General features: G+C 64.4%; 20 protein-coding genes. 6 read left to right on the forward strand and 14 right to left on the reverse strand.

The window, feature by feature from the left end; all coding sequences use genetic code 11:
• Nucleotides 1-322: 322 nt before the first annotated feature.
• From FB597_RS12445 to FB597_RS12455, 3 genes are all read left to right on the forward strand, one after another.
• A complete protein-coding gene (locus FB597_RS12445; RefSeq protein ID WP_141913387.1) occupies nt 323-1216 on the forward strand; it encodes a helix-turn-helix domain-containing protein in 894 nt (297 codons plus the stop codon).
• 140 nt (nt 1217-1356) lie between these two features.
• Complete coding sequence (locus FB597_RS12450) at nt 1357-3069, forward strand: thiamine pyrophosphate-binding protein (protein WP_144769708.1); 1713 nt, start codon at nt 1357-1359, stop codon at nt 3067-3069.
• Between the two features lie 152 nt (nt 3070-3221).
• Nucleotides 3222-4133 carry a LysR family transcriptional regulator gene (locus tag FB597_RS12455; RefSeq protein WP_144769709.1) on the forward strand — a complete coding sequence of 304 codons (912 nt, stop codon included), beginning with the start codon at nt 3222-3224 and terminating at the stop codon, nt 4131-4133.
• 74 nt (nt 4134-4207) lie between these two features.
• Here FB597_RS12455 and FB597_RS12460 read toward each other — a convergent pair whose 3' ends face one another.
• Both FB597_RS12460 and FB597_RS12465 read right to left on the reverse strand, forming a co-directional pair.
• Nucleotides 4208-5509, reverse strand: coding sequence for an MFS transporter (locus FB597_RS12460; RefSeq protein WP_144769710.1), 1302 nt, complete (start codon nt 5507-5509; stop codon nt 4208-4210).
• A 150-nt stretch (nt 5510-5659) separates the two neighbouring features.
• On the reverse strand, nt 5660-6508 hold the full coding sequence (locus FB597_RS12465) for a class II aldolase/adducin family protein (protein WP_370454691.1): 849 nt from the start codon (nt 6506-6508) through the stop codon (nt 5660-5662).
• Between the two features lie 192 nt (nt 6509-6700).
• On the opposite strand from FB597_RS12465, the gene FB597_RS12470 reads away from it, so the two are divergent.
• A complete protein-coding gene (locus FB597_RS12470; protein WP_141913391.1) occupies nt 6701-7087 on the forward strand; it encodes an OsmC family protein in 387 nt (128 codons plus the stop codon).
• Here the strand turns inward: FB597_RS12470 and FB597_RS12475 are convergent.
• From FB597_RS12475 to FB597_RS12510, 8 genes are all read right to left on the reverse strand, one after another.
• On the reverse strand, nt 7069-7992 hold the full coding sequence (locus FB597_RS12475; protein ID WP_141913392.1) for a DedA family protein/thiosulfate sulfurtransferase GlpE: 924 nt from the start codon (nt 7990-7992) through the stop codon (nt 7069-7071). The genes FB597_RS12470 and FB597_RS12475 overlap by 19 nt on opposite strands.
• A 509-nt stretch (nt 7993-8501) precedes the next feature.
• Nucleotides 8502-9863 (reverse strand): MFS transporter, encoded by a 1362-nt coding sequence (locus FB597_RS12480; protein WP_144769711.1) that lies wholly within the window; start codon nt 9861-9863, stop codon nt 8502-8504.
• Nucleotides 9864-10098: 235 nt separating this feature from the next.
• Nucleotides 10099-11454: a glucarate dehydratase gene (gene gudD, locus FB597_RS12485; RefSeq protein WP_144769712.1), complete on the reverse strand. Its 1356-nt coding sequence runs from the start codon at nt 11452-11454 to the stop codon at nt 10099-10101.
• Nucleotides 11455-11750: 296 nt separating this feature from the next.
• Nucleotides 11751-12872 (reverse strand): sterol desaturase family protein, encoded by a 1122-nt coding sequence (locus tag FB597_RS12490; RefSeq protein WP_144769713.1) that lies wholly within the window; start codon nt 12870-12872, stop codon nt 11751-11753.
• Nucleotides 12873-13044: 172 nt separating this feature from the next.
• The gene (locus tag FB597_RS12495; protein ID WP_144769714.1) at nt 13045-14142 is read right to left on the reverse strand and encodes a LacI family DNA-binding transcriptional regulator; all 1098 of its coding nucleotides are present in this window, start codon (nt 14140-14142) and stop codon (nt 13045-13047) included.
• Nucleotides 14143-14653: 511 nt separating this feature from the next.
• Nucleotides 14654-15946, reverse strand: coding sequence for an MFS transporter (locus FB597_RS12500; RefSeq protein ID WP_144769715.1), 1293 nt, complete (start codon nt 15944-15946; stop codon nt 14654-14656).
• Between the two features lie 75 nt (nt 15947-16021).
• Nucleotides 16022-16459, reverse strand: coding sequence for a MarR family winged helix-turn-helix transcriptional regulator (locus FB597_RS12505; protein WP_141913398.1), 438 nt, complete (start codon nt 16457-16459; stop codon nt 16022-16024).
• 242 nt (nt 16460-16701) lie between these two features.
• On the reverse strand, nt 16702-17361 hold the full coding sequence (locus FB597_RS12510) for a helix-turn-helix domain-containing protein (protein ID WP_141913399.1): 660 nt from the start codon (nt 17359-17361) through the stop codon (nt 16702-16704).
• A 93-nt stretch (nt 17362-17454) separates the two neighbouring features.
• On the opposite strand from FB597_RS12510, the gene FB597_RS12515 reads away from it, so the two are divergent.
• Nucleotides 17455-17907: a MaoC family dehydratase gene (locus FB597_RS12515; RefSeq protein WP_370454692.1), complete on the forward strand. Its 453-nt coding sequence runs from the start codon at nt 17455-17457 to the stop codon at nt 17905-17907.
• 27 nt (nt 17908-17934) lie between these two features.
• Here the strand turns inward: FB597_RS12515 and maiA are convergent, their stop codons facing one another.
• The 4 genes from maiA to FB597_RS12535 are packed head-to-tail and all read right to left on the reverse strand — an operon-like array spanning nt 17935 to nt 22648.
• Entirely contained in the window at nt 17935-18582 is a 648-nt protein-coding gene (gene maiA / locus FB597_RS12520; RefSeq protein ID WP_141913400.1) for a maleylacetoacetate isomerase, read from the reverse strand.
• Nucleotides 18583-18616: 34 nt separating this feature from the next.
• The gene (fahA, locus tag FB597_RS12525) at nt 18617-19963 is read right to left on the reverse strand and encodes a fumarylacetoacetase (protein ID WP_144769716.1); all 1347 of its coding nucleotides are present in this window, start codon (nt 19961-19963) and stop codon (nt 18617-18619) included.
• Nucleotides 19960-21297, reverse strand: a complete 1338-nt coding sequence (gene hmgA / locus FB597_RS12530) for a homogentisate 1,2-dioxygenase (protein WP_144769717.1) — start codon at nt 21295-21297, stop codon at nt 19960-19962. The genes fahA and hmgA overlap by 4 nt, the downstream gene beginning before the upstream one ends.
• Before the next feature lie 22 nt (nt 21298-21319).
• Nucleotides 21320-22648 (reverse strand): MFS transporter, encoded by a 1329-nt coding sequence (locus FB597_RS12535; RefSeq protein WP_144769718.1) that lies wholly within the window; start codon nt 22646-22648, stop codon nt 21320-21322.
• A 213-nt stretch (nt 22649-22861) separates the two neighbouring features.
• Between FB597_RS12535 and FB597_RS12540 the strand changes: the two genes are divergently transcribed.
• Nucleotides 22862-23770, forward strand: coding sequence for a LysR family transcriptional regulator (locus FB597_RS12540; RefSeq protein ID WP_141913404.1), 909 nt, complete (start codon nt 22862-22864; stop codon nt 23768-23770).
• The last annotated feature ends 16 nt before the right edge of the window (nt 23771-23786 follow it).

Here is a 23786-nt window from a genome sequence, read left to right on the forward strand (position 1 = left end):
TGGCATCGTCAGCCGCGCCACCGGCTTTTCTGGCTATTGGATCAGCGTGGGTCAGATGCTAACCAGCGGCAAACCCGGCACGGTAGGACTTAATTCCGCTTCTATTGGATTTTTCCGCCGAATCGCAGATGCGCCGCAACACGCAAGGCGGACGCGGCTTCCCTTTTGACGGTGGGCTGTATATGCTTGAAAAAGCATGAAAACGATATGCGCGAAAAACACATGCACACAGCGCCTCGCCATGAGAAAAGCATGCTCCGAGGCTGAGTGACGAGACAGTGACAAGACAAGGACGGCCGCCACGGCGCGGGCGCGCAAGACGATGAAAGCAATCAATTTCCCGGACGACACGCCCAACTTCGAAGTTTCCGACTTCGGCGGCATCGCCTCCGAATTCGTATTCGACCTGGTCAAGCTGGAAGGCCGCAACGAGATTCCGCGCCCGTTCCTGCATCGCCACAGCTACTACCACATCCTGTGGATGACCGAGGCGCGCGGCAACCATGTGCTGGACTTCGACAACTACCCGATCCGCCCGCATTCGGTGTTCTTCATCTCGCCCGGTCAGATCCACGGCTGGACATCTGACATCGACGCTTGCGGTTATGCGATCAACTTCAGTCCCGAGTTTTTCCTGCAGATCTTTCCGCGCATCGAGGAACTGGCCGACTTCCCGTTCTTCCACATCGCCAACACCGATCCTGTGCTGTACCTCACCGCCGGCCAGCATGAAGATCTGTTTCCCCTGCTCAGGGAGATCGAAAAGGAAGTCGCCGGCGACCAGCGCTGGCGCTACGACGTGGTGCGCTCCTTCCTGCAGATCCTGTTGACGCGCCTGCGCCGCCTGCACCGGCCGCATGGCGCCGAATCGGCGCTGCCGCGCAGCTACAGCCTGACCAAGCGTTTCAAGCTGCTCATCGAGGAACACTACCTCGAATTCGGTTCCGTGCAAGACTACGCGCAACGCCTGTTCGTCACCGACCGCAAGCTCAACGAGGCGGTCAAGGCCACTACTGGCAAGACCGCCACCCAGCTCATCCACGAGCGTATCCTGATGGAGGCCAAGCGCCTGCTGGCGCAGTCGGAACTCTCCATCGCCGAGATTTCCTATCGCCTGAACTTCGACGATTTCGCCTACTTCTGCCGCTTCTTCAAAAAGAACGTGCAGATGACGCCGGGCGAGTTCAAGAAAAAGTTCTCGGCGCCGCTGGCCTGAAGCGCAGCCCCTGCTGCGCTTTCCGCCAAGAAGTCCAGCAAAACCGCAGATAAGTCCTAACGCCGCCCCGCGCGCGCGCCCTATGCTTGCAGCTGTTCACCAACAACATCCGGCATTGCGCCGGGCTACAAGAGACAAGCATGTCAAAACTCAAAACCGGCGGCCAGCTCCTGGTCGATGCCCTGCTGGCCCAAGATGCGGATACCGCCTTTTGCGTGCCAGGGGAAAGCTATCTCGATGTCCTCAATGCCCTGTACGACCAGCAGCAATCGGTACGCGTGGTCTCCTGTCGCCATGAAGGCGCAGCTTCGTTCATGGCCGAGGCCTACGGCAAACTCACCGGCCGCCCCGGCATCTGCTTCGTCACGCGCGGCCCCGGCGCCACCAACGCCAGCATCGGCGTGCATACCGCCTTCCAGGACTCGACCCCGATGGTGCTCTTCGTCGGCCAGGTCGGGCGCGACATGATCGAGCGTGAAGCCTTCCAGGAAATCGACTACCGTCGCATGTTCGGCCAATTCACCAAATGGGTGGCGCAGATCGACGATGTCTCGCGCGTGGGAGAATACGTCTCGCGCGCATTCTCGGTCGCCATGTCGGGCCGGCCGGGGCCGGTGGTGCTGGCGCTGCCTGAAGACATGCTGACCGAATCCACCTTCCCGAAGGAAATCGGCCGTGCCGACGTCCCCCAGATCTTTCCCGATCCCGATGCGCTCGAACGGATGCAAGCGCTGCTGCGCGGGGCGAAGAAGCCGCTGATGATCCTGGGCGGCTCCGGCTGGGATCAGGAGGGCCTGCGCAACATCGCGCGTTTCGCCGTGCAACAGAACCTGCCGGTGGCGGCCTCGTTCCGCCGCCAGGACCTGTTCGACAACCGCCATCCCAACTATGTCGGCGAAATCGGCATCGGCGTCAATCCGGCGTTGGCCAGGCTGGTCGGTGAAGCCGACCTGCTCATCTCGGTCGGCTCGCGGCTGGGGGAAATGGTCACCAGCGGCTACACCCTGCTGGACATCCCGCGCCCACGCCAGAAACTGGTGCATGTGATGCCCGCGCCGGAAGAACTGGGCCGGGTCTACCAGACCGACGTCAAGATCGCCGCAACGCTCAACGCCTTCGCCCGCGCAGCGGCGCAGCTTTCCCCCGCCGGCGGCGAAGCCTGGCGCGAGTGGCACAAGCAGGCTCGCGACAACTACCTGGCCTACATCGAACCACCTGCGCGCACGACGCAGTTCGACGCCGGCATGGCCGTCAAGGACATGCAGCGCATCCTCAACCAGGATGCCATCCTCACCAACGGCGCCGGCAACTACACCGCATGGGCGCATCGCTATTACCAGTTCTCGCAACCCCGAAGCCAGCTCGCGCCGACCAGCGGCGCCATGGGCTATGGCGTGCCTGCGGCGATCGCGGCCAAGCTGTGCTTCCCGGCACGCCAGGTGGTGTGCCTGGGCGGAGACGGATGCTTCCTGATGACATCCCAGGAACTCGCCACCGCCGTGCGGCATCGCCTGGGCATCGTGTTCCTGGTATTCAACAACGGCATGTACGCCACCATCCGCATGCACCAGGAAAAGAACTACCCCGGCCGGGTGATCGCCACCGACCTGAACAACCCCGATTTCGTCGCTTACGCCAAATCCTTCGGCGTCGCTGCGGTCTCCATCCACCAGACCGAAGCATTCGCGCCGGCATTGGAAAAAGCGCTGGCCACGGCCAGCTCCACCTCATTGCCTTACCTGATCGAGCTGGTGCTCGACCAGGAGATGCTGACGCCGCGGGCGACATTGTCGGGATTGCGCAAGACGGCGCTGGCGGAACGGATGGATGCGCAGGAAGGGACGGCAAAGTAAACCAGATACAAGGAATTGGCTTACGCCATGTTGCGCCTTGCGCAGCGGCGGACATCCCTCAAGATCCGCCGCGGCTCTCCTGTATGATCTTGTCATCCCAAGCGCTGGGCAAAAAAACAAAAGCGCCCCCAAGACCAGACAGAGACACTCCCATGAAAGACGAACGCTTGCTGGAGATGCAAGTCTTCAAGGCCGTGGCCGACCATGGCGGATTCACCGCCGCTTCGCATGCGCTGGGCGCCAGCCAGCCTTTCGTCAGCCGTACGTTGAACAACCTGGAAAAGCGACTCGGCGTGGCGCTGTTGCGACGCTCCACCCGCCACGTCAACCTGACGGAGGAAGGCAAGATATTCCTCGCTTCCTGCAACAGGATCATCGGCGACATCGAACTGGCCGAAGGCCAGATCTCCTCCACCGGCGCCTCGGCCTCGGGCGACCTGCGCATCACTGCCGCGACCTCGTTCGGGATGGACCAGATCGTGCCGCTGCTGCCAGAATTCATGGAGCTGTATCCCAATGTGCGGGTGCGGCTGTCGCTGTCCGACAACCTGGTCGACATCATCGGCAGCGGCGTCGATGTCGCCATCCGCATGGGCCACCTGCAGGATTCCATGCTGCTGTCCCGCAAGTTGTGCCACCTGCAGCGCATCATCGTGGCCGCCCCGGCCTATATCGCCCGCCACGGCGCCCCCAGGACGCCGGACGACCTGCGGCAACACAACTGCCTGCAATGGGAAGCGCCGATGGACCACCTCAACAACTGGCCCTTCATCGTCGACGGCCAGCGCATGAGCGTGGAAATCAAGGGCAACTTCCAGTTCACCAGCGGCATGTCGTCGGTCGAGATGGTGCTGGCCGGCGTGGGCATGACGCGCATGGCCGAACACTTCGCGCTGCCGGCCATCCGCCGCCAGAAACTGGTGCCGCTGCTCACCGAATACCAGGCCCAGGACGACACTGCCATCTACGCCGTCTACGCCAAGGAACGCCATGTGCATCCCCGCGTGCGCGCCTTCGTCCATTACCTGGTCGAGAAATTCAAGGAACCGCCCTGGACCCGTTGAGGCGGCCAGGGCGGGCATAAAAAAAGCCGCCCCGAGAGGCGGCCAAACACTTGCATGGTCCGATGCCTGCGCCGTTACTTGTCCAGCCGCCTGGGCAGCATCATGGTCACCGCCGCGCCAAATACCATGATCGCGCCGATGATGTACATGCCGATGTCGGTACGTCCGGTCGAAACGTTGAGCCAACCCACCAGGTAAGGCGACACGAAGCCGGCGATGTTGCCGAAGGAATTGACGAAAGCCAGCGCCGCCGCCACCGAGGCGCCGACGAACATGCTGGTCGGCAGCGCCCAGAACAGGCTGATGCAGGAATACACACCGGCCGCCGCCAGCGACAGGCACGCCACCGTCACCACCGGCCCGCCGTCGATGATCATGGCCAGCGCCAGGCCGATGGCGCCGATCGTCAGCATGGAGGCGAAGTACAGCCGGCGCTTGCCGCTGATGTCCGCGCCGCGGCCCGAGAGATACAGCGCGATGGCGGCGACGATATTGGGGATGGCCGAATACAGGCCGATGTGGAACGGGTCGGCCACGCCCGCACGCTTGATCAGCGAAGGCATCCAGAAGCCGACCGCGTACAGCCCCATGATCAGGCAGAAATAAATCAGCACGAACACCCACAACTGGCGGCTGGCCAGGAATTCGCGCACGCTGCCGTGCTCGACCTTGTCGGCGTTCTCGGCACGCAGGTCGGCTTCCATCCGCGCCTTCTCGACCGGCGTCAGCCACGACACCTTGCGGAAATCGTCGTGCATGAAAAAGAACACGACAATTCCCAGCACCACCGCCGGAATCGCCTCCACCAGGAACAGCCATTGCCATGCCTGCAGCGGATGCACATTACTGAACGCATCGAGGATCCATCCCGACAGCGGGCCGCCGACGATGAACGCCAGCGGCGCCCCCATCACGTAGATCGCCATCGCGCGGCCGCGCCGCTGCGCCGGAAACCACAGGGTCAGCAGGTACATGATGCCCGGCGCAAAGCCGGCCTCGGCCACGCCCAGCAGGAAGCGTGCGACATAGAACTGCATCGGCGTCTGCACAAACAGCATCGCCGCCGAGATCACGCCCCAGGTGACCATGATGCGGGCGATCCATACGCGTGCGCCGACCCGGCGCAAGATCATGTTGCTCGGCACCTCGAAGATCAGGTAGCCGATGAAGAAGATGCCGGAGCCAAAACCGTAGATGGCGTCGTCGAACCTGAGCGCGTCGAGCATCTGCAGCTTGGCGAAGCCGACGTTGACGCGGTCAAGGTAGGCCACCAGGTAGCAGGCGAGGATCAGCGGCAGCAGCCGCCAGTAGGCTTTTTTGTAAACGTCGGCGCCGTCGGCGTGCGCCAGCGGTCCGCTGTTGTATGCGGTAGTCATGTTGTTTGTCTCCTGAGTGGCGGTTGGCTGTATTTTTATTGTTGGGACAGATAGCGCAGTTTCCCGGCTGCCGCTCCTGCCCGGCAAGGGCGCTTCGCCGAAACGAGAGCGCCCTGCCAACGCTGGTTGCCCGATTGTAGTGGGTTGTTCTTAGTCGAACAGGTCGGGCTGCAAGTGGGAGATTTCCGCGAACAGCGTCTGGAAGTGCAGCCAGCCGATGAACTCGTTGCCCAGGTGCTCGCGCGAATAGCCGGCGAACCTGGCGTCGATTTCCTTGGGGCGGATCTCCTGGGCGGCTTCGATCATCAGTTGCATGCGGCAGCAATGGTCGAGCGCGATGAAGTGCCAGCAGGCGTCGTCGATGCTGTGGCGACTGGCCACCAGCAGACCGTGGTTCTGGTGGATGATGGCCTTGTTGTTGGCGAAAGCGCGCGCCACCGGATGGCCGGATTCCTGCGCCACCGGCACCTTGCCGGCGCCGTCGCCCAGCACCGCGTGGTCGCCATAGAACATGCAGGCGTCCTGCGTGACCGGCGAGAGCGGGCGGCCGAATGCGGCCCAGGCGCCGCCGTGTACGGTGTGCGCATGGCAAGAGGCGACGATGTCGGGATTCTGTTCATGGATGGCCGAATGCAGCACGTAGCCGGCCTGGTTGATGGCGTACTTGCCTTCGACCACCTTGCCGCCGTGGTCGACCAGCACCAGCATCGATGCCTTGACCATCGAGAACGGCACCGCCATCGGATTGGTCCAGAACAGGTCCGGATGCTCCGGGTCGCGCACGGTCAGGTGGCCGCCGAAACCGAAGGAAAAACCGTGCTTGGCAAACAGGCGACAAGCCGCGGCGAGCCTTTCCTTGCGGTGCTGGCGCTCTTCGGCGACCGTGTTGAATACCGGTTCCTGCGGAAAGATCAGGCCTTCCTGGCTGGGCTGGTAAACGGATTTGGATTTCTTCTGCTCGCCCGGTTGGGGCTTGGCTTGTGCGGCTTCCATCAGCATGACTGTCTCCTGGGTGATCGAGCAGCCATTATAGGAAGCGCCTGGCGCCGGATTAAGCACTTCGCCGGCATAGGACTTATGCAGCGGCGAACGTAAATCGGCCGCTCCGGACAGCATCGGGGATACCCCCGCGATGTGACACAATCGAGCCTGTCACCCATCCATTCAACCCCGACCTCACGGAGAACCGACATGGCCCACGTCACCTTGCATAACGCCGCCGGCTACGCCCAGGAAATCAAGGCGCGCACCCATCAGTTGACATCCGACGAACCCGAAAGCAACGGCGGCAAGGATACCGGCCCGGCGCCTTACGAACTGCTGTTGGCGGCGCTGGCCTCATGCACCTCGCTCACGCTGCGCATGTATGCCGACCGCAAGGGCTGGGATCTGGGAAGCATTTCGGTGGATGCGCATTTCGGCCGCGATGACAGCGGCTTGGAAACCATCAGCCGCAAGATCGCCTTCGGCAAGCCCTTGCCGCCGGAACAGCTGGCCCGCCTGGCGGAAATCTGCGAGAAGACGCCGGTCACCAAGACCATCCGCCAGGGCACTGCGATTCAGACGTCGATCGCATAGCCGGCGGCGCGCCAGGCGTCGATGCCGCCGGTCAGCGGCCGCACCTTCTTGTAGCCGCGCTGCATCAGCTGGCGCGCCACCATGGCGGCCGACGCCTCGTTGGGACAGGCGCAATACACTACTACCTCCTCCTCGATCGGTCCATCGAAGATGAAGGTCTGGATTTCCTGGTTGGAGATCGTGACCGCTCCCGGAATCTTTCCATCTTGTTGCGACAGCGGCGAACGCACGTCGATGATGGTGGGCGCGATGCCCTCTTCCAGCATGTTGTTCAATTCCTGCACCGAGATGCGCGCCATTTCCAGCGACTTGCGGAAGCGGCGGCGCTGCCACCACTTGTTGGCGATGAAGGCCGCCAGCGCGATCCCGATCAGCAGCATGCCGTAATGGCCGAGCTGCGCCAGCACGCCGAGCAGGTCGTCCACCGCCGAGCTGAACAGCGAACCGAGGAAGATGCCCAGTCCGGCCCACAGCGCACTGCCGATGGCGTCGTACAGCAGGAAACTGGAGCGACGCGTGCCCATGGTGCCGGACAAGGCGCTGGCGATCGAGGCAAAGCCGGGAATGAATTTGGCCACCAGCAAGGAACGCGCGCCCCAGCGCAGGTAGATCGACTCGGTCTGGCGCACGCAGGAATCCGGGGACAGCGAAATGCGGCACAGGCGCGACATGATCTGGCGGCCATAGCGCCTGCCGGCCAGGTACCAGAAGTAGTCCGCCATCAGTGCCGCGACCACTGCCACCAGCAGCAGCAAGGCTGCCGGGTACTGCCCGTTTTGCGCCAGCGCGCCGGTAATGACCAGCGTCGGATAAGCGGGCACGGGCGCGCCCAGTTGCTCGACCAGCACGTTGAAAAAGACGATGAGCAATCCGTACTGCTCGATCAGGTGGTACAGGGTTTCCATTGCATTGTCGCCATCATTCTTGCCGCATGACAAAGCGGCAAGTACATCCAGGTTGTCCGCCACGGCCAACCGCAGGAGGCCATTATAGATTTGCGGCCCGCACATTGTCCGTGCATTTGCCCGTGAATTTTCCCGAGCCTCACGGCCGGCACAACACGCAGATGGGGCCGGAAGCGCAAAAGAAAAGCGCCCCGGCGCCCGCCCGGAAGCGGAACGCGCGGAGCGCGAACGAGGAAAGACCTCGGAGAAAACCTGTACTGCCGGCGTAATGCCGTCCAGTGAAGCGCTGAACGGCATGTGCGTTGGTGCGGCCCTGATTCCGTTCGTCCTGAATAGCTGCGCAGCAGCGTATCGAAGGGCAGGCAAGAGCGCTAACGCTGGCACGCTGGCTTCAATACGGCCCTGGCGGGCCTACTCAGCCCGAACGGACTCAGTTATGAGGGGTCAGAATGAGCCTTCACTGAACGGCATGCGCCGGCGCCTATGCCCGCCCGCTCATGCCGTTTGCCTCAAGCGCGCCTTGGCAAGGCCCGGCCGCCGTCGATGGTGCCGTTGCCGCCTTGCGGCGCCGGTCTGGTGCGCGCCAGGAACACCAGCACCGCGGCCAGCACCGAGGCGATCGACAGCGCGTACAAGCCGCCCTGGATGGAGCCGGTCTTCTGTTCCAGGTAGCCGAAGGCGGCCGGCGCGAAGAAGCCGCCCAGGTTGCCCAGCGAATTGATCAGCGCCAGCACGGCGGCGGCAATGCGGCCGTCGAGATAACCCTGCGGGATCGGCCAGAACAGCGAAGACGCCGCCTTGAAGCCGATGCCGGCAAAGCACACCGCCACGAAACCGACCACCGGGCCGCTGCGGGCAGATACCGCCATCCCGACCGCCGAGATCAGCAGCGTCAGGGCCACCCAGAACTGCTGCTTCTTGAAGCGCCCGGCCAGCACCGCGAACAGGTACATCGCGACAATCGAGACGATCCACGGGATGGAATTGAACAGGCCGACCTGGAAGTCGTTGAAATGCCCCATTTTCTTGATGATGGTCGGGAGCCAGAACGTGGCGCCATAGATGGTTAGCTGGATGGCGAAGTAGATGAAGCAGAACAGCACGATCTGCGGGTCGCGCAGCAGCGTGAACGCCGAGACGTGCGCCGGGCGGCTGGCGGCGCGCTGCTCCTGTTCGGCGGCGATCACGGCAGTCAACGCCTGGCGTTGCTCGGGAGTGAGCCATTTGGCGTCGCGCGGCGTCGAATCGAGCAGGAACCACACCACGAAGCACAGCGCCATCGAGGCCCCGCCTTCGATCAGGAACATCCATTGCCAGCCATGCAGGCCGCCACCCTGGATCAGCAGCAAGGCGCCGGTAATCGGCCCCGACAAGATGGAGGCGATCGCCGAACCGGAAAGGAATACCGCCATCGCGCGGCCGCGCTCATAGTTGGGCAGCCATTGCGTGAAGTAATACACCACGCCCGGGAAGAAACCGGCCTCGGCCACGCCGAGCAGGAAGCGCATGAAATAGAAGCTGCTTTCGTTCTGCACAAACGCCATGCAGGCCGCCACCAGGCCCCAGGTGAACATGATGCGGGTCAGCCAGGCCTTGGCGCCGTAGCGCTGCAGCAGCATGTTGGACGGCACCTCGAACACCGCGTAACCGACGAAGAACAATCCGGCGCCCAGGCCGAAGGCGGCGGCGCCGATACCGAGATCGGCGGCGAGGTGGGTGCGCACGAAACCGATATTGACGCGGTCGATGTAGTTGACGATGAACATCACCACGAACAGGGGCAGGATGCGCCACTTGATCCTGGCGACCGCCGTGGTGAGCGTGAGATTGGCCGGATCGGGGACGCCGGCCGGCGTTGCGGAAGTGTTCACGAGCTTGTCTCCTCTTTCAGGACTCGGTATTGCGCGTTGATGGAAAAACCGGTACTGCCTGCGCTCTTGCTTTTTCTTGTGCTTCTGCTGCGCTTTGCTGCTGTTCTATTTCCCGGCCTTGCCTGCTTCTCCGTCGTCCTGACGAAAGTCGGGACCCAGTGTCGTTCAACGGTCTCTGAGTTTTAGCAAAAGCCACTGGATCCCGGCCTGCGCCGGGATGACGGATTACTGGTGCTCAGCGCACCAGGCAAGGTTTCTTGTTATCGAACTTCCAGCCCGGGATGAGGTACTGCATGGCCGCCGCGTCGTTGCGCGCTCCCAGGCCCATGTTGCGGTACAACTGGTGCGCCGCCTCGATCTGCGCCATGTCGAGTTCCACGCCCAGGCCCGGCCTGGTCGGCACCTTGACGCGCCCGCCCACGATCTGCAGCGGCTGCCGGGTCAGGCGCTGGCCGTCCTGCCAGATCCAGTGGGTGTCGATGGCGGTGATCTTGCCGGGCGCGGCAGCGGCCACGTGGGTGAACATCGCCAGCGAAATGTCGAAGTGGTTGTTGGAGTGCGAACCCCAGGTCAGTCCCCACTCATTGCACATCTGCGCCACCCGTACCGAACCCTGCATGGTCCAGAAATGCGGGTCGGCCAGCGGGATGTCGACCGACTGCAGCGAGATCGCATGGCCCATCTCACGCCAGTCGGTGGCGACCATGTTGGTGGCGGTCTGCAGGCCGGTGGCGCGGCGGAACTCGGCCATCACCTCGCGCCCCGAATAACCGTTCTCGGCGCCGCAAGGGTCTTCGGCATAGGCCAGCACATGATGCTGGTCGCGGCACAGGCGGATCGCGTCCTTCAACAGCCAGCCGCCGTTGGGATCGAGCGTGATGCGCGCATCGGGGAAGCGCTCGGCCAAGGCGGTCACGGCGGCGATCTCGTCCTCGCCGCGCATGACGCCGCCCTTGAGCTTGAAATCGTTGAAGCCATAGCGCGCGAAAGCGGCTTCGGCCAGCCTGACGATGGCTTGCGGCGTCGTCGCCTCTTCATGGCGCAGGCGCATCCAGTCGTCGGCCTCATCCTCTGCCGAGAGGTATGGCAGGTCGGTCTTCTTGCGGTCGGCCACATAGAACAGGTAACCCAGCATTTCCACTTCATCGCGCTGCTGGCCCTGGCCCAACAGCGCCGCCACCGGCACTTCCAGGAACTGGCCGAGCAAGTCGAGCAGCGCCGCCTCCAGCGCAGTCACCGCATGGATGGCAATGCGCAGGTCGAAGGTCTGCTGGCCGCGGCCGCCGCTGTCGCGGTCGGCGAAGGCGGTGCGCGCACGGTTCAGAATCGCCTGGTAGTTGCCGACCGACTGCCCCACCACCAGCGTGCGCGCGTCGTCCAGGGTCTGGCGGATGCCTTCGCCGCCCGGCACCTCGCCCACGCCGGTATGGCCGGCGCTGTCGGTCAGGATGACGATGTTGCGGGTGAAATATGGCCCGTGCGCGCCGGAAAGGTTGAGCAGCATGCTGTCGTGCCCGGCCACGGGAACCACGCGCATGTCGACGATCCTGGGGGCGCCGCGAACGGCTGGTGCGGTTTGGGTGCTGCTCATGCTGGCTGACTCCTGGTTGGCGCCGCGGCGGCGGCGTGTCTCTGTGGTGCTGGTGCGCGCTGCCCGATGAAGCGGGTTGAGGCGCGGTGCGACCTCGTCCCTTCAAGCACATTTGGTAGCGCTACCAAATTAATTTTCGATGATGGTAGCGGTACCAAATTGAGGTGTCAACTGTTGATTTCAGGCATCGGGAAAAGACATGGAGTCCGCCCCGGAAGATCAGGACAGAGACTTGAGACGAAGGAAAACGATACGAAACAGCAGGCGAAAAGCAGGCAGCTTAAGCCTGGCGGCACTCACACCAGCGCATACGCGACGATGGCTGCGGCCGCCACATCGATCGCCAGCACCAGTGCCCCGCCCAGGCGGCGTTGCATGAACGCGCCCAGCGCCCAGAACCCCGCCAGCAAGGCGCCGCTGGCCACCAGCAGGCGCAGGTAGGACTGTTCATCGGCGATCCATAACAGCGCCGCGGCCGCCGCCAGCAAGAGCGCGAACTGCAGCATGGCCAATGCGCTGGCGATGCGCGGCAACTGGATGTCGTAACGCCGGCGCGCCGCCGCCAGGTCGAACGGCGGATAGGGATCGGGCGCGCCGGCCGGCCGCCAGCCGGGCGGCTTGAACCATATTTTCAGCTTATCGTGCCAGCGCGGCATCAGGGCGGCGCTGCGCGCCAGTTGCCAGTAGCCGGAACACACCGCCCACAGCGGATCCCAGCTTTGCAGCGGCGTGCGGGTGCCGTAGACCGCCGCTTCCTTTTCTTCGGCGAAGGTGCCGAACATGCGGTCCCAGATCACCAGCATGCCGCCGTAATTCTTGTCCAGGTACTGGTCGTTGACGGCGTGGTGCACGCGATGGTTGGAAGGCGAGGAAAACACGCGGTCGAACCAGCCCAGCTTGCCGACGTGCTCGGTGTGGATCCAGAACTGGTAGACCAGCACCACCAGCCCGGCGATGCCGAACTGTTCGGGCGACACGCCCAGCAACGCCATGGGCAGGTAGAAGATCCAGCCGATGAACACCACCGTGCTCTCCTGGCGCAACGCGGTGGAGAGATTGAAATCCTGGCTCTGGTGGTGCACCGAGTGCGCCGCCCACATCAGCGCATTCTCATGCCCCATGCGATGCAGCCAATAGTCGAAGAAATCGAACAGCAGGATGGCGGCAATCCATCCCAGCGCGCCCTGCCAGAAACGCGCCGCCGGAAAGATCGCGAAGGCCCGGTAAGCCATCGCATACAGTCCCACCTGGAACAACTGCGTCACCAGCGCGACGAGCTGGCTGATCACACCCTGGCTGAGGCTGCTGATGGCGTCGACCAGGCGATAGGTATTGCGCCGGCGGACATAGCCATACGCGAATTCCACGCCGATCAGCAGCAGGAAGACGGGAATGACATAGACAATGATCTTTTCCATGGGGGAATACGGCGGGCCGCGGCGCAGGCGAAGCCCTCATTATGCCGCGAAGCAGCATCAGGCGCAGGAGCGGTTCATGCGTTGTTGCATAAGCATCAGTACGCTGCCGTAGCGAAAATAAGCAAGGTGTTTTTTGCGGCGCAACTACGCCCTGTGCGGGAATCGGCCACCCTCAGGCGCTCTGCCGCCTGATGATGGAAAAACCCACATCGACAATCGGCTCGTCGATCTCAAGGCCGGCGGCGCGGTCGATGATGAACTGCGCCGCACGCTGGCCGATGCCGGTACCGTCGATGCGCACCGTGGTCAGTTGCGGCTGCAGGTCGCGCGAGAATTCGAGGTCGCCGAAGCCGACCACGGCCAGTTGTTCGGGGATGCGGATGCCGCGGCTCTGGGCTTCGATCATCACGCCCAGCGCCAGCAAGTCGGAACTGCAGAAGATGGCATCCATGGCAGGCTGGCGTTCCAGCAAATCGGCCAGCCCCTTGCGGCCCTGGCCCAGCGTGGTCGGCGCGCTCACATGATGCATCGCCACCGGGGCAGCGCCGGCCACCATGCCCAGCGCCGCGGCTTCCCTGGCGAAGGCATTCATGCGGCGCTGGCTGCGCTCATCCTTGCCGCCCACCACCGCCACTACGCGCCGCCCGGCGCCATGCAGGTAACGCGCCACCTCGCGGCCGATGTCATCGTGCGAAAAACCGACCAGCATATCGATCGGCGTCGGCGTCAGGTCCCAGGTCTCGACCACCGGAATGCCGCTGGCCAGGAGCCGCTTGCGGGCCTCGGCCGAACGCATGATGCCGGTCAGCACCACGCCGTCGGGACGGCGGCCGATGATGGCTTCCAGCAGCGCATCCTCGCGCGAATTCTCATAACCGCTCTGCCCCAGCATCACCTGGTAACCGGCCGCGGCCAGCGATTCAGTGAGCGTGTGGACGATCTCCTGGAACACCGGGCCGATCACCGTCGGCACCACCACCGCCACCAGCCGGCTCTTGTTCGAAGCGAGCCCGCCGGCCAGCAGATTGGGCACGTAGCCGGTGCGCTCGACCGCGTCCTTCACCTTCTGCAGCACCTTGGGCGAGACCGCCGACGGCGTGTTCAGCGCGCGCGAGGCAGTGATCGGCGCCACCCCGGCCAATTGCGCGACGTCGCGCAGCGTGATGCCGCCGGCGCTCTTGCGGCTGGCGCGACGGCGCGGCTCGGCACTGTCGTCATCGCGCGTGTCGGCGCGGCGGTCGGGCTGGGCTGGAGGGGCATTCTGTGACATGCGCGCATTCTAGCATCGTCACTGGTAGCGTTACCAAAAGGACAAGTCCACAATGGCCGACTAGATGCAAGCGCAGACCGAAGCAGCAGCAGGGCCTGGCGCGCCCGATCTGCATCCCCAACTTGACCATCGCGCACATGCAGCAAGCCATCGTGGCGAGCGCCTGGCCAATCCGGATTTCGCGCCGAAGCGGGATTGAATCCTCCTTCGTCACAACATCTCCAGCGCAATGAAAAAACCGGCATGCGCCTAATACCGTTCAATTAAGGCTAATTCTGAACCCCCATCACAGAAGCCCGTTCGGGCTGAGTAGGCCCGCCAGGGCCGTATCGAAGCCAACGCATCATCGTTAGCGCTCTTGCCTGCCCTTCGATACGCTGCTGTGCAGCTACTCAGGGCGAACGGAGTCAGGGCTCCACAAACAAAAATGCCGTTCAGCGCTTCACTGAACGGCATTACCGGCATGCACCGATTTTTCTCTTCATCGGCAAGATCGCCGGTCATACGGCCATCATGCGGCAGCCGGCAGCGGCGTCGCCTTGTGTCCCTTGATGCGCAACACCATTACCGCGCCCACCAGGCAAGCCGTGCCCATCAGGATCGACGACAGCGTGTAGTTGCCCAGCGTGGCGCGCATGTAGCCGGCCAGCGTGGTGGCGGTGGCCGCTCCCAGCTGGTGGCCGGCGACGATCCAGCCGAACACCACGGGGGCCGCCAGACGGCCGAAGACGTCGTTGGCCAGGCGCACGGTGGGCGGCACGGTGGCGATCCAGTCCAGGCCGTAGAAGATGGCGAAGATGGCCAGGCCGTAGTACTGCAGGCCGAAGGCGTAAGGCAGGAAAATCAGCGCCACGCCGCGCAGGCCGTAGTACCAGAACAGCAGCACGCGCGGGTTGTAGCGGTCCGACAGCCAGCCCGAGAGCGTGGTGCCCACCAGGTCCAGCATCCCCATCGCCGCCAGGATGGATGCGCCGCCGACTTCGTTGATGCCGTAGTCGTTGCACATGGCGATGAACTGGGTGCCGATATAACCGTTGGTCGACAGGCCGCAGACGAAGAAGCTGAAGAACAGCAGCCAGAAATCGGGCATGCGCACCGAGCTGCGCAACGCGCCGAAGGCAATCGCCAGCGGGTTCTTCTTGCTGGCGGCGGCCTCATCGATGTCGGCGGTCTGGCCGACCATCTTCTGGCCGATGGCGGCCGGGCTTTCCGGCAGCAGCAGCCACACCAGCGGGATCGCCAGGAGCGCCACGGCCGACACCAGGAACGCCACCGAACGCCAGCCGTAAGCGCCGACCATGGACGCCATCAGCGGCAGGAACACCATCTGCCCGGTGGCCGCGCTGGCCGTCAGCAAACCCATGGCGAAACCGCGCCGCGCTTCGAACCAGCGGCTGACGATGGTGGCGCCCAGCGTGTTGGCGGCCACGCCGGTGCCGGCGCCCACCAGCAGGCCCCAGGACAGCAGCATGTGCCATGGCATATGCATCAGGGTCGACAGCGCCGTGCCGCTGGCCAGCAGCACCAGCGCGCCCAGCACCACACGGCGGATGCCGAAGCGCTGCATGGCGGCCGCCGAGAACGGGCCGATCAGGCCGTACAGCGCGATGTTGACCGAGATCACCACCGAGATGGTGGAACGGTTCCAGCCGAACTCCTGCTCCAGCGGCAGGATCATGACCGAGGGCGTGGCGCGGATGCCGGCCGAGCACAGCAGCACGAGGAAGATCACGCCGACCACGACCCAGGCGTAATGGAAGCGCGGCGTGACGGCGTTGGCGAGCGATTGGGTAAGCTTGTTCATGTTGTATTTCTGAAGGAGGTTTGGCGGAATCTGTCTTGGTCTTGTATCGGCGTGTCGGCCGGCCAACGCTGGCGGCTAGATGTCCTGCAGCTTGCCGTAGGCGTCGTTGATCATCTCGGTGAGCTCGCCCGCCAGCCTGGGGCCGAGCTGACTGTCGATTTCATCCTGGGCGCGACGCCAGTTGGGGCGCGCTTCATCGAGTTTCTTGCGGCCGGCCGCTGTCAGTTGCAAGGCGAAGGAACGCTTGTCCAGGTGTTCCTCTGCCGGCAGGTCGACCGTCTCGATCCAGCCCGCGGCGATCAATGGCTTGAGCGCCCGGCTCAGGGTGCTGCGATCCATGCCCATGTCGGTCGCCAGCCCGATATTGGCGACCGGCCCGCTGCGGCCGATGCGGCTGATCAGCGAATACTGGGTAATGGTGAGTCCGTTGGGCTGCAGATGGTGGTCGTAGATGACCGTGATCTTCCGCGTCAGGCGGCGCAGCGGGGAACAGGTGCAGATGTCGTTGCTCATGGACGATCCTTGGGGCTGGATGATCCTGCGATGGGCGCCTGATCATTTATATGCATATACATCGATGTGTACGCATCATATTTTCCAGGCAAGGAACTGTCAAGGCTTCTGTTGGGATCGTTTTACCCGCCCATGCGCTGCTGCCGCCGTGCGATGGGCAGGCGGAAGAAAACCGGGTTGGCGGTTCGGTGCGCTAAAGACAATGTGCAAAAACATGACCGGCGGCAAGCCGGCCAGGCGCCTCAGGCGCGCTTGGTGAGCTTGGTGAGCTTGCCTGCCTTGGCGGGCGGCTTGTCCTTGGCGGACTTGGCGTCCGTGCCTTTGGGCCCGGCCGCTTTCTTGGCTTTGCTGGCCTTGCCCTTCGGCCCGTCGTCGGCCGCCTGTTCCTGCAGCAACGCCTCGTTGGCGGCCTCGCGCCGGCGCGCCACCGATTCCAGGCGTTCGCGCATGATGCTGTCGGCCTGCGGGCCGGGCACGATGGCGTAGTCGCGCGCATTGATTTCACGGCCGCTGTTGCGGTCCACCAGCGCCAGGTCGACCTGCTTGCCGGTCTTGGTGTCGACCAGCATCACGCTCGGGCCTTCCGGCGCGAAGTGCTTGTTGCCCCAGGCATTGAGCGCAATGATGATGCTGCGGAAATCGCGGCCGAGGTCGGTCAGCACGTATTCGAAGCGCGGCGGACGGTCGTTGTACTGGCGGCGCTCCAGCATGCCGGCATCGACCAGGGTATGCAGCCGGCGCGTGAGCATGTTGGGCGCGATGTCCAGGCTTTTCTGGAACTGGTCGAAGCGGGTCAGCCCCTGCAGCGCGTCGCGCAGGATCAGGATGCTCCACCATTCGCCCACGCGCTCGAGCGTGCGCGCCACCGGGCATTGCATGTTGCCAAAACTCTTGCGTTCCATATCGGCTCCTTGGCGGCGTGTTTTCCGCTATCATCAGTTACTATCATTTTGCAATGATGATGGAAGTATATCTCAATCCAAACGGGAGATACCGTGAAAGAACCGATGTACCTTGAAGACTTTGAGGTGGGGCAGGTTTTCCGCCATCCGGGCGGCGTGGCCGTGACGGCCGATGCCATCAAGCAATTCGCCGGGCAGTTCGACCCCCAGCCGTTCCACCTGGACGAGGCCGCCGCGCAACAGTCCTTCTTCGGCGGCCTGGCCGCCAGCGGCTGGCATACCGCCGGGCTGACCATGCGCATGCTGGTCGATACGCTGCCCATCCACGGCGGGCTGATCGGCGCCGGTTTCGAGGAATTCCGCTGGCCGCGCCCGACCCGGCCGGGCGACGTGCTGCGGCTGGAAGCGGAGGTGCTGGGCATCAAGTTTTCGCAGTCCAAGCCGTTGCAGGGCTTCCTCTACCATCGCGTGACCACCTACAACCAGCATGACCAGGCGGTGCTGGTGATGACCGGCAACCTGCTGGCGCCGCGCCGGCCGCAATAAACCGTCCGGATGCCGTCCGGAATGCCGTCAGGCCGCGTCCGGCTGGTGCGAAGGATGCGCCTGCTGGAACGCCGGCAAGGCGTTACAGGCGTCCTCGATGGCGCACAGCGCCGGGTAAGGCTGCATGTCGACCTCGAAGCGGCGCGCATTGAAGATCTGGGGCACCAGGCAGCAATCGGCCATGGTGGGCATGTCGCCCACGCAGAAATGGCCGCGCGTGTTGTCCGCCGCCAGCTGCTTTTCCAGCGCGTCAAAGCCGAGCTTGATCCAATGCCGGATCCATTCGTTCTTCTGGTCGTCATCCACGCGCAGCTCGTGCTTGAGATAGCGCAGCACGCGCAGGTTGTTGAGCGGATGGATCTCGCAGGCGATGGCCAGCGACAGTTCGCGGATATGCGCGCGCTGCGCCGCATCGCCCGGCAGCAACGATGGCATCGGGAAGCGTTCTTCCAGATATTCCAGCACCGCCAGCGATTGCGTCATATGGTGGCCGTCGTGCTCCAGCACCGGCACCAGCGCATGCGGATTCAGCTGCGCAAAGGCCGGCAGGAACTGCTCGCCGCCGCGGTTGAGCAGGTGCACCGGCACCGTATCGTAGGCCTGCCCTTTCAGGTTCAGGGCGATGCGCACACGGTAAGAAGCCGAACTGCGGAAATAGCCGTAAAGGGTTGTCATCCTCGTTCCTCCTTAGGGAAATCCTGTATCGAACTCAGGCCAGGCTGCGCGCCGGCAGCACGGTGCCGGCCACTTCGCCCAAACCGATGCGCGGCAAGCCGTCGCGTAGCGCCCATGCGCGCATGACGATGGTATCGCCATCCTCGATGAAGATACGCTTTTCGCCGCCGGGCAGCGCGATCGCCTGCTTGCCGCCGCCGGTCAGCTCCAGCAGCGACCCCGCCTGTTCCGACAGCGGGCCGGATTGGGTGCCCGAGCCCAGCAAATCGCCGGGACGCAGGTTGCAGCCGTTGGCGGTATGGTGCGCCACCAGTTGCGACACGCTCCAGTACGAGTCGCGGAAGTTCGACAGCGACAGCCGCTGCGGCGGCTGCCCCGCTTCGCGCATGGCGCGGGTCTGGATCAGCACTTCCAGCTGCAGGTCGAAGGCCCCGCCCTGGCGCAAGGCGGCCGAGTCCAGATAGGGCAGCGGCTGCGGATCGCCCGCCGCGCGCGTCCAGGCGCAGCGGTAAGGCGCCAGCGCTTCCAGCGTGACGATCCAGGGCGAAATGGTGGAGGCGAAACTCTTGGACAGGAACGGCCCCAGCGGCTGGTATTCCCAGGCCTGCACGTCGCGCGCCGACCAGTCGTTCAACAGGCACAGGCCGAATACCTTGTCCTCGGCCGCATCCATCGTCACCGGCTCGCCCAGCGCGTTGCCGCCGCCGATGAAGATCCCCACTTCCAGTTCGTAATCCAGCCGCTTGCAGGGGCCGAAGGATGGCGCCTCGGCATCCGGCGCCCTGGTCTGCCCGAGCGGACGACGGAACTGCTGGCCGGAGACGCCGATGGATGAGGCCCGGCCGTGGTAGCCGATCGGCACCCATTTGTAGTTGGGCAGCAGCGGATTGTCGGGGCGGAACAGCTTGCCCACCGCGGTGGCGTGGTGGATCGAGGTATAGAAGTCGGTGTAGTCGCCGATGGCGGCCGGCAAGGCGTACTCGGCCTGCGCCTGTGGCGCCAGGCAGGCGGCCAGCTCGCTCTGGTGCGCCGAACCGGCGCGCAGCACATGCGACAGCGCCAGCCGCAGTTCGGACCAGGCCGCCGCATCCAGCGCCATCAGGGCATTGAGCGTGGAACCTTCAGCTGCCGCATGCGCCGCCTTGCGCGCCTGCTCGTCGAAACCGGAAAAGGCGCCGGCCGCATGCGCGGCCTGCAAGTCGAGAATCTGGTCGCCGATGGCCACGCCGGCGCGGAAGGCTTCATCGCTGCCGGCGCGGCGGAACACGCCATACGGCAGGTTCTGGATCGGGAACGGGCAACCGTTAGCATTGGCGCTTTCCACCCAGCTGCGCAGTGCGGTGTCGTGGGTTTCGTTCAGTCGTACGCTTGGCTGGTTCATGCTTGCTCCGGGTTGAAGTTCTTCTGGATGCCCAGCCAGCAGTTCTGGTAATCGCGCTGCAGCGTGGGCGATTCCAGCGCATGGCGGGTGGGACGGATGATGTTGCGCGTCTCGAACATGAAGGCCATGGTGCTGTCGACCTTGTTGGGCTTGCTGGTGTCGGCGCGGCTGGCCTTCTCGAACGTGGCCGCGTCGGGGCCGTGGCCGCTCATGCAATTATGCAGGCTGGCGCCGCCGGGGACGAAACCGCCGGCCTTGGCATCGTACTCGCCGGTCACCAGCCCCATGAACTCGCTGGCCACGTTGCGGTGGAACCAGGGCGGGCGGAAGGTATCCTCGGCCGCCAGCCAGCGCGGCGGGAAGATCACGAAATCGAGCGTGTCCACGCCCGGGGTATCGCTCTGCGACTGCAGCACCAGGAAAATCGACGGATCGGGGTGGTCGTAGCTGATCGAGCCGATGGTATTGAAATGGCGCAGGTCGTATTTGTACGGCGCGTAGTTGCCGTGCCAGGCCACCACGTCCAGCGGCGAATGGCCGAGCTTCGCCTGCCACAGCTTGCCGCCGAACTTGGCGACCAGCCGGAAGTCGCCTTCGCGGTCTTCGTACCAGGCCTGCGGCGTGAGGAAGTCGCGCGGGTTGGCCAGGCCGTTGGAACCCAGCGGGCCGAGGTCGGGCAGGCGCAGCAATGCGCCGAAGTTCTCGCACACATATCCACGCGCCTGGCCATCGGGCAGCCGCACCTGGAAGCGCACGCCGCGCGGGATCACGGCGATCTCCTGCGGCTCGAGGTCGAGCACGCCCATTTCCGTGAGCAATTGCAGGCGCCCCGCCTGCGGCACGATCAGCAACTCGCCGTCGGCCGAGTAGAAGAAGCGCTCGCTCATCGACTGGTTGGCGGCATAGATGTGGATGGCGCAGCCGCTCTGCGCCTCGGGCGAACCGTTGCCGGCCATGGTCACCAGGCCGTCGATGAAATCGGTCGGCGCCGCGGGCATCGGTTGCGGATCCCAGCGCAACTGGTTGGGCGGCGTCGGCACGCCGTCGAAATGGCTCAGCAGCTTGCCGCCATCGATCGGCACGAAGGCCTCGTGCACCGCGGCCGGACGGATGCGGTACAGCCACGAGCGGCGGTTGTGGCCGCGCGGCGCGGTGAAGGCGGTGCCGGACAGCTGCTCGGCATACAGGCCGTAGGCGACCCGCTGCGGCGAGTTCCGGTGCGCCGGCAAGGCGCCCGGCAAGGCCTCGGTGGCGAACTCGTTGCAAAAGCCGGACTGGTAGCCCCGGGCAACGGCGGCAGCCTGCGCCGGAGGCGATTGTGCAATGCTGTTCATGTGATTTCTCCTTGTCACTTTTTTAGCGCATGCGGTGCAGGCGCGCCACCGTCAACGCCGATACCAGCGCCGGCACGGCGGCCGCGACGAACAGCGAGGCGTTGCTCCACTGCATGGCGATCATCTGGCCGCCGATGACCGGCCCCACCACCGAACCGATGCGGCCGATGCCCAGCGCCCAGCCGATGCCGGTCGAGCGCAACGTGGTCGGGTAATAGGTGCCGGCCAGCGCGTTGACGGCCGGTTGCCCGCCGACGACGCAAAAGCCCGCCGCCACCACGGCGATGAACAGGAAGGCCGGCACCGCCGCCACCTTGCCGATCAGCGCGATGGCCACGCAGGCCACCACGAAGCAGCTGCCCAGCACCTTGGTGAAGCCGTAACGATTGATGAACCAGCCCAGGGTCAGCGTGCCGACCACGCCGCCCACCTGCAGCGAAGTGCCGATCAGCACCGCCATGCCGGTCGAATAGCCGGCGTCGTGGATCAGCGTGGGCAGCCAGTTGGACAGGAAATACAGGTTGATCAGGTTCATGAAGCTGATCAGCCACAGCAGCAGCGTGATGCCGGCGCGGCCTTCGCGGAACAGTTCGGCCACCGGCATGCCCTCGGCCTTGGTCTCTTTCACGACGATGCGGGTATCGCCGTCGAGCGCGATGGAGGGATCGAGCTTCTTCAGCCAGCGTACCGCCTTTTCCCTCGGGCGGCGGCGCAACACCAGGAACTGGATCGACTCCGGCAGCCAGAACAGCATGGCGATGCCCAGCAGCAGCGGCACCGCGCCGCCCACCCAGAACACCGCGTGCCAGCCGTAGGCCGGGATCAGCGCGGCGCTGACAAACCCGCCGGCGGCGGCGCCCACGGTGAAGCCGCAAGACACCAGCATCATGCGCGTCACGCGCGAGGAAGAGGGGCTGAACTCGCCCACCAGCGCCATCGCATTGGGCATGATGCTGCCCAGGCCGAAGCCGGTGATGAAGCGCAGCGCCAGCAACTGGTCGATGCTGGTGACCAGCGGCGTGGCCAGCATGCACAGGGCGAAGAACAGGGTGGAGGCGATCAGCACCGGGCGGCGGCCGTAACGGTCGCCCACCGGCGTCAGCGCCAGCGAACCCAGCAGCATGCCGAACAGGCCGGCGCCGAATACCGGCCCCAGGCTGGCGCGGCTCACGCCCCAGTCGCCGATGATGGCCGGCGCCACATAGCCCATGGCCTGGACGTCGAAGCCATCCATGATCAGGCACAGGCCGCACAGCAGCAGCAAACCGAACTGGAAGGCGCCGAAGCGTCCCTGCTCCACCACCTGCTCGACATTGATCGTGGGCGCGGCTGCGCCCGGCTGAACACTCATGGTCTTGCTCCTCTGTCTCTTGGTATTTTTCAGTCCGTCCCGTGGCCGGCCTGCGCACGGCTGTCGCGATTGCCGGGCGCGGCGGCAGGGCATCGTTGATTGTTCTTATTGCCATTGCGCTGACACTGTAGTGCAATCGACTTTCTTTTACGATATAAATGCCGGAATGTGATTCATTGATTTTATGAATAAAGGTCTTCGGAACGCCCGCCCATGATCGAACCCCGCGATATCGACCTCAACCTGCTGGTGGTATTCCAGGAAGTATTCCAGGAACGCCGGATCGCATCCGTGGCGCGCCGCCTGGGGCTGTCGCAGCCGGCCGTCAGCAATGCCCTGGCGCGCCTGCGGCGCAGCTTCGGCGATGAACTGTTCGTGCGCACCGCGCAGGGCATGCAACCCACGCCGTTCGCCGAACACCTGGCCGAGCCGGTGGCGGCAGCCCTGCAGCAGGTCTCGCGCGCGCTCAACCTGCAGGAAGGCTTTGCCGCGCAATCCAGCCAGCGCCACTTCACCATCGCCATGACCGATGTCGGCGAGGTTTATTTCATGCCGGCGCTGGTCGAAACCTGCGGCCGCCTGGCGCCGGGCGTGCGCATCAGCACGGTACGCGCAGGCGCCATCGACCTCAAAAGCGAAATGGAATCGGGCCGGGTGGATCTGGCCATCGGCGCCTTCGACAATGTCTCCGGCGCGCTCTACCAGCGCCGGCTGTTCCGCCAGAACTATGTGAGCATGTTCCGCATCGGCCATGCGCTGGACGGCAAGGGCGACATTACGCTGAAGCAATTCCTGGCGGCCGAGCACCTGATGGTGTCGTCGCAGGAGAGCCCCTACGACCGCATCAACCAGAGCCTGGAGAAGGCCGGGGTGTTGCCCAGCGTGCGTTTCCGCGTGCCGCACTTCACCGCCGTGCCGTATATCGTCAGCACCACCGATCTGGTGGTCACCGTGCCGCGCAAGCTGGCCGAAAGCGCCGCCGCGCCGTTCGGCTTGCATTACATCAAGCCGCCGCTGCGCCTGCCCTCGCTGCAGACCAATATCTTCTGGCATCGCCGTTACAATCAGGATGAAGGCAACCAGTGGCTGCGCGGTTTCATCTCCGAGCACTTCGCCGAATGACAAGAACGCCAAGAAA

Source organism: Herbaspirillum sp. SJZ099 (genome assembly GCF_007828355.1).
Taxonomy (GTDB): Bacteria; Pseudomonadota; Gammaproteobacteria; order Burkholderiales; family Burkholderiaceae_D; genus Herbaspirillum.

Coding starts and splice junctions, on each gene's coding strand:
- FB597_RS12465 (WP_370454691.1), bottom strand. CDS start 6,508: ATGCTGATGGAAGCCGCACAAGCCAAGCCCCAACCGGGCGAGCAGAAG.
- FB597_RS12540 (WP_141913404.1), top strand. CDS start 22,862: ATGATCGAACCCCGCGATATCGACCTCAACCTGCTGGTGGTATTCCAG.
- FB597_RS12470 (WP_141913391.1), top strand. CDS start 6,701: ATGGCCCACGTCACCTTGCATAACGCCGCCGGCTACGCCCAGGAAATC.
- FB597_RS12505 (WP_141913398.1), bottom strand. CDS start 16,459: ATGAGCAACGACATCTGCACCTGTTCCCCGCTGCGCCGCCTGACGCGG.
- FB597_RS12495 (WP_144769714.1), bottom strand. CDS start 14,142: ATGTCACAGAATGCCCCTCCAGCCCAGCCCGACCGCCGCGCCGACACG.
- FB597_RS12490 (WP_144769713.1), bottom strand. CDS start 12,872: ATGGAAAAGATCATTGTCTATGTCATTCCCGTCTTCCTGCTGCTGATC.
- FB597_RS12510 (WP_141913399.1), bottom strand. CDS start 17,361: ATGGAACGCAAGAGTTTTGGCAACATGCAATGCCCGGTGGCGCGCACG.
- hmgA (WP_144769717.1), bottom strand. CDS start 21,297: ATGAACAGCATTGCACAATCGCCTCCGGCGCAGGCTGCCGCCGTTGCC.
- maiA (WP_141913400.1), bottom strand. CDS start 18,582: ATGACAACCCTTTACGGCTATTTCCGCAGTTCGGCTTCTTACCGTGTG.
- FB597_RS12535 (WP_144769718.1), bottom strand. CDS start 22,648: ATGAGTGTTCAGCCGGGCGCAGCCGCGCCCACGATCAATGTCGAGCAG.
- gudD (WP_144769712.1), bottom strand. CDS start 11,454: ATGAGCAGCACCCAAACCGCACCAGCCGTTCGCGGCGCCCCCAGGATC.
- FB597_RS12475 (WP_141913392.1), bottom strand. CDS start 7,992: ATGGAAACCCTGTACCACCTGATCGAGCAGTACGGATTGCTCATCGTC.
- FB597_RS12460 (WP_144769710.1), bottom strand. CDS start 5,509: ATGACTACCGCATACAACAGCGGACCGCTGGCGCACGCCGACGGCGCC.
- FB597_RS12450 (WP_144769708.1), top strand. CDS start 1,357: ATGTCAAAACTCAAAACCGGCGGCCAGCTCCTGGTCGATGCCCTGCTG.
- FB597_RS12455 (WP_144769709.1), top strand. CDS start 3,222: ATGAAAGACGAACGCTTGCTGGAGATGCAAGTCTTCAAGGCCGTGGCC.
- fahA (WP_144769716.1), bottom strand. CDS start 19,963: ATGAACCAGCCAAGCGTACGACTGAACGAAACCCACGACACCGCACTG.
- FB597_RS12500 (WP_144769715.1), bottom strand. CDS start 15,946: ATGAACAAGCTTACCCAATCGCTCGCCAACGCCGTCACGCCGCGCTTC.
- FB597_RS12445 (WP_141913387.1), top strand. CDS start 323: ATGAAAGCAATCAATTTCCCGGACGACACGCCCAACTTCGAAGTTTCC.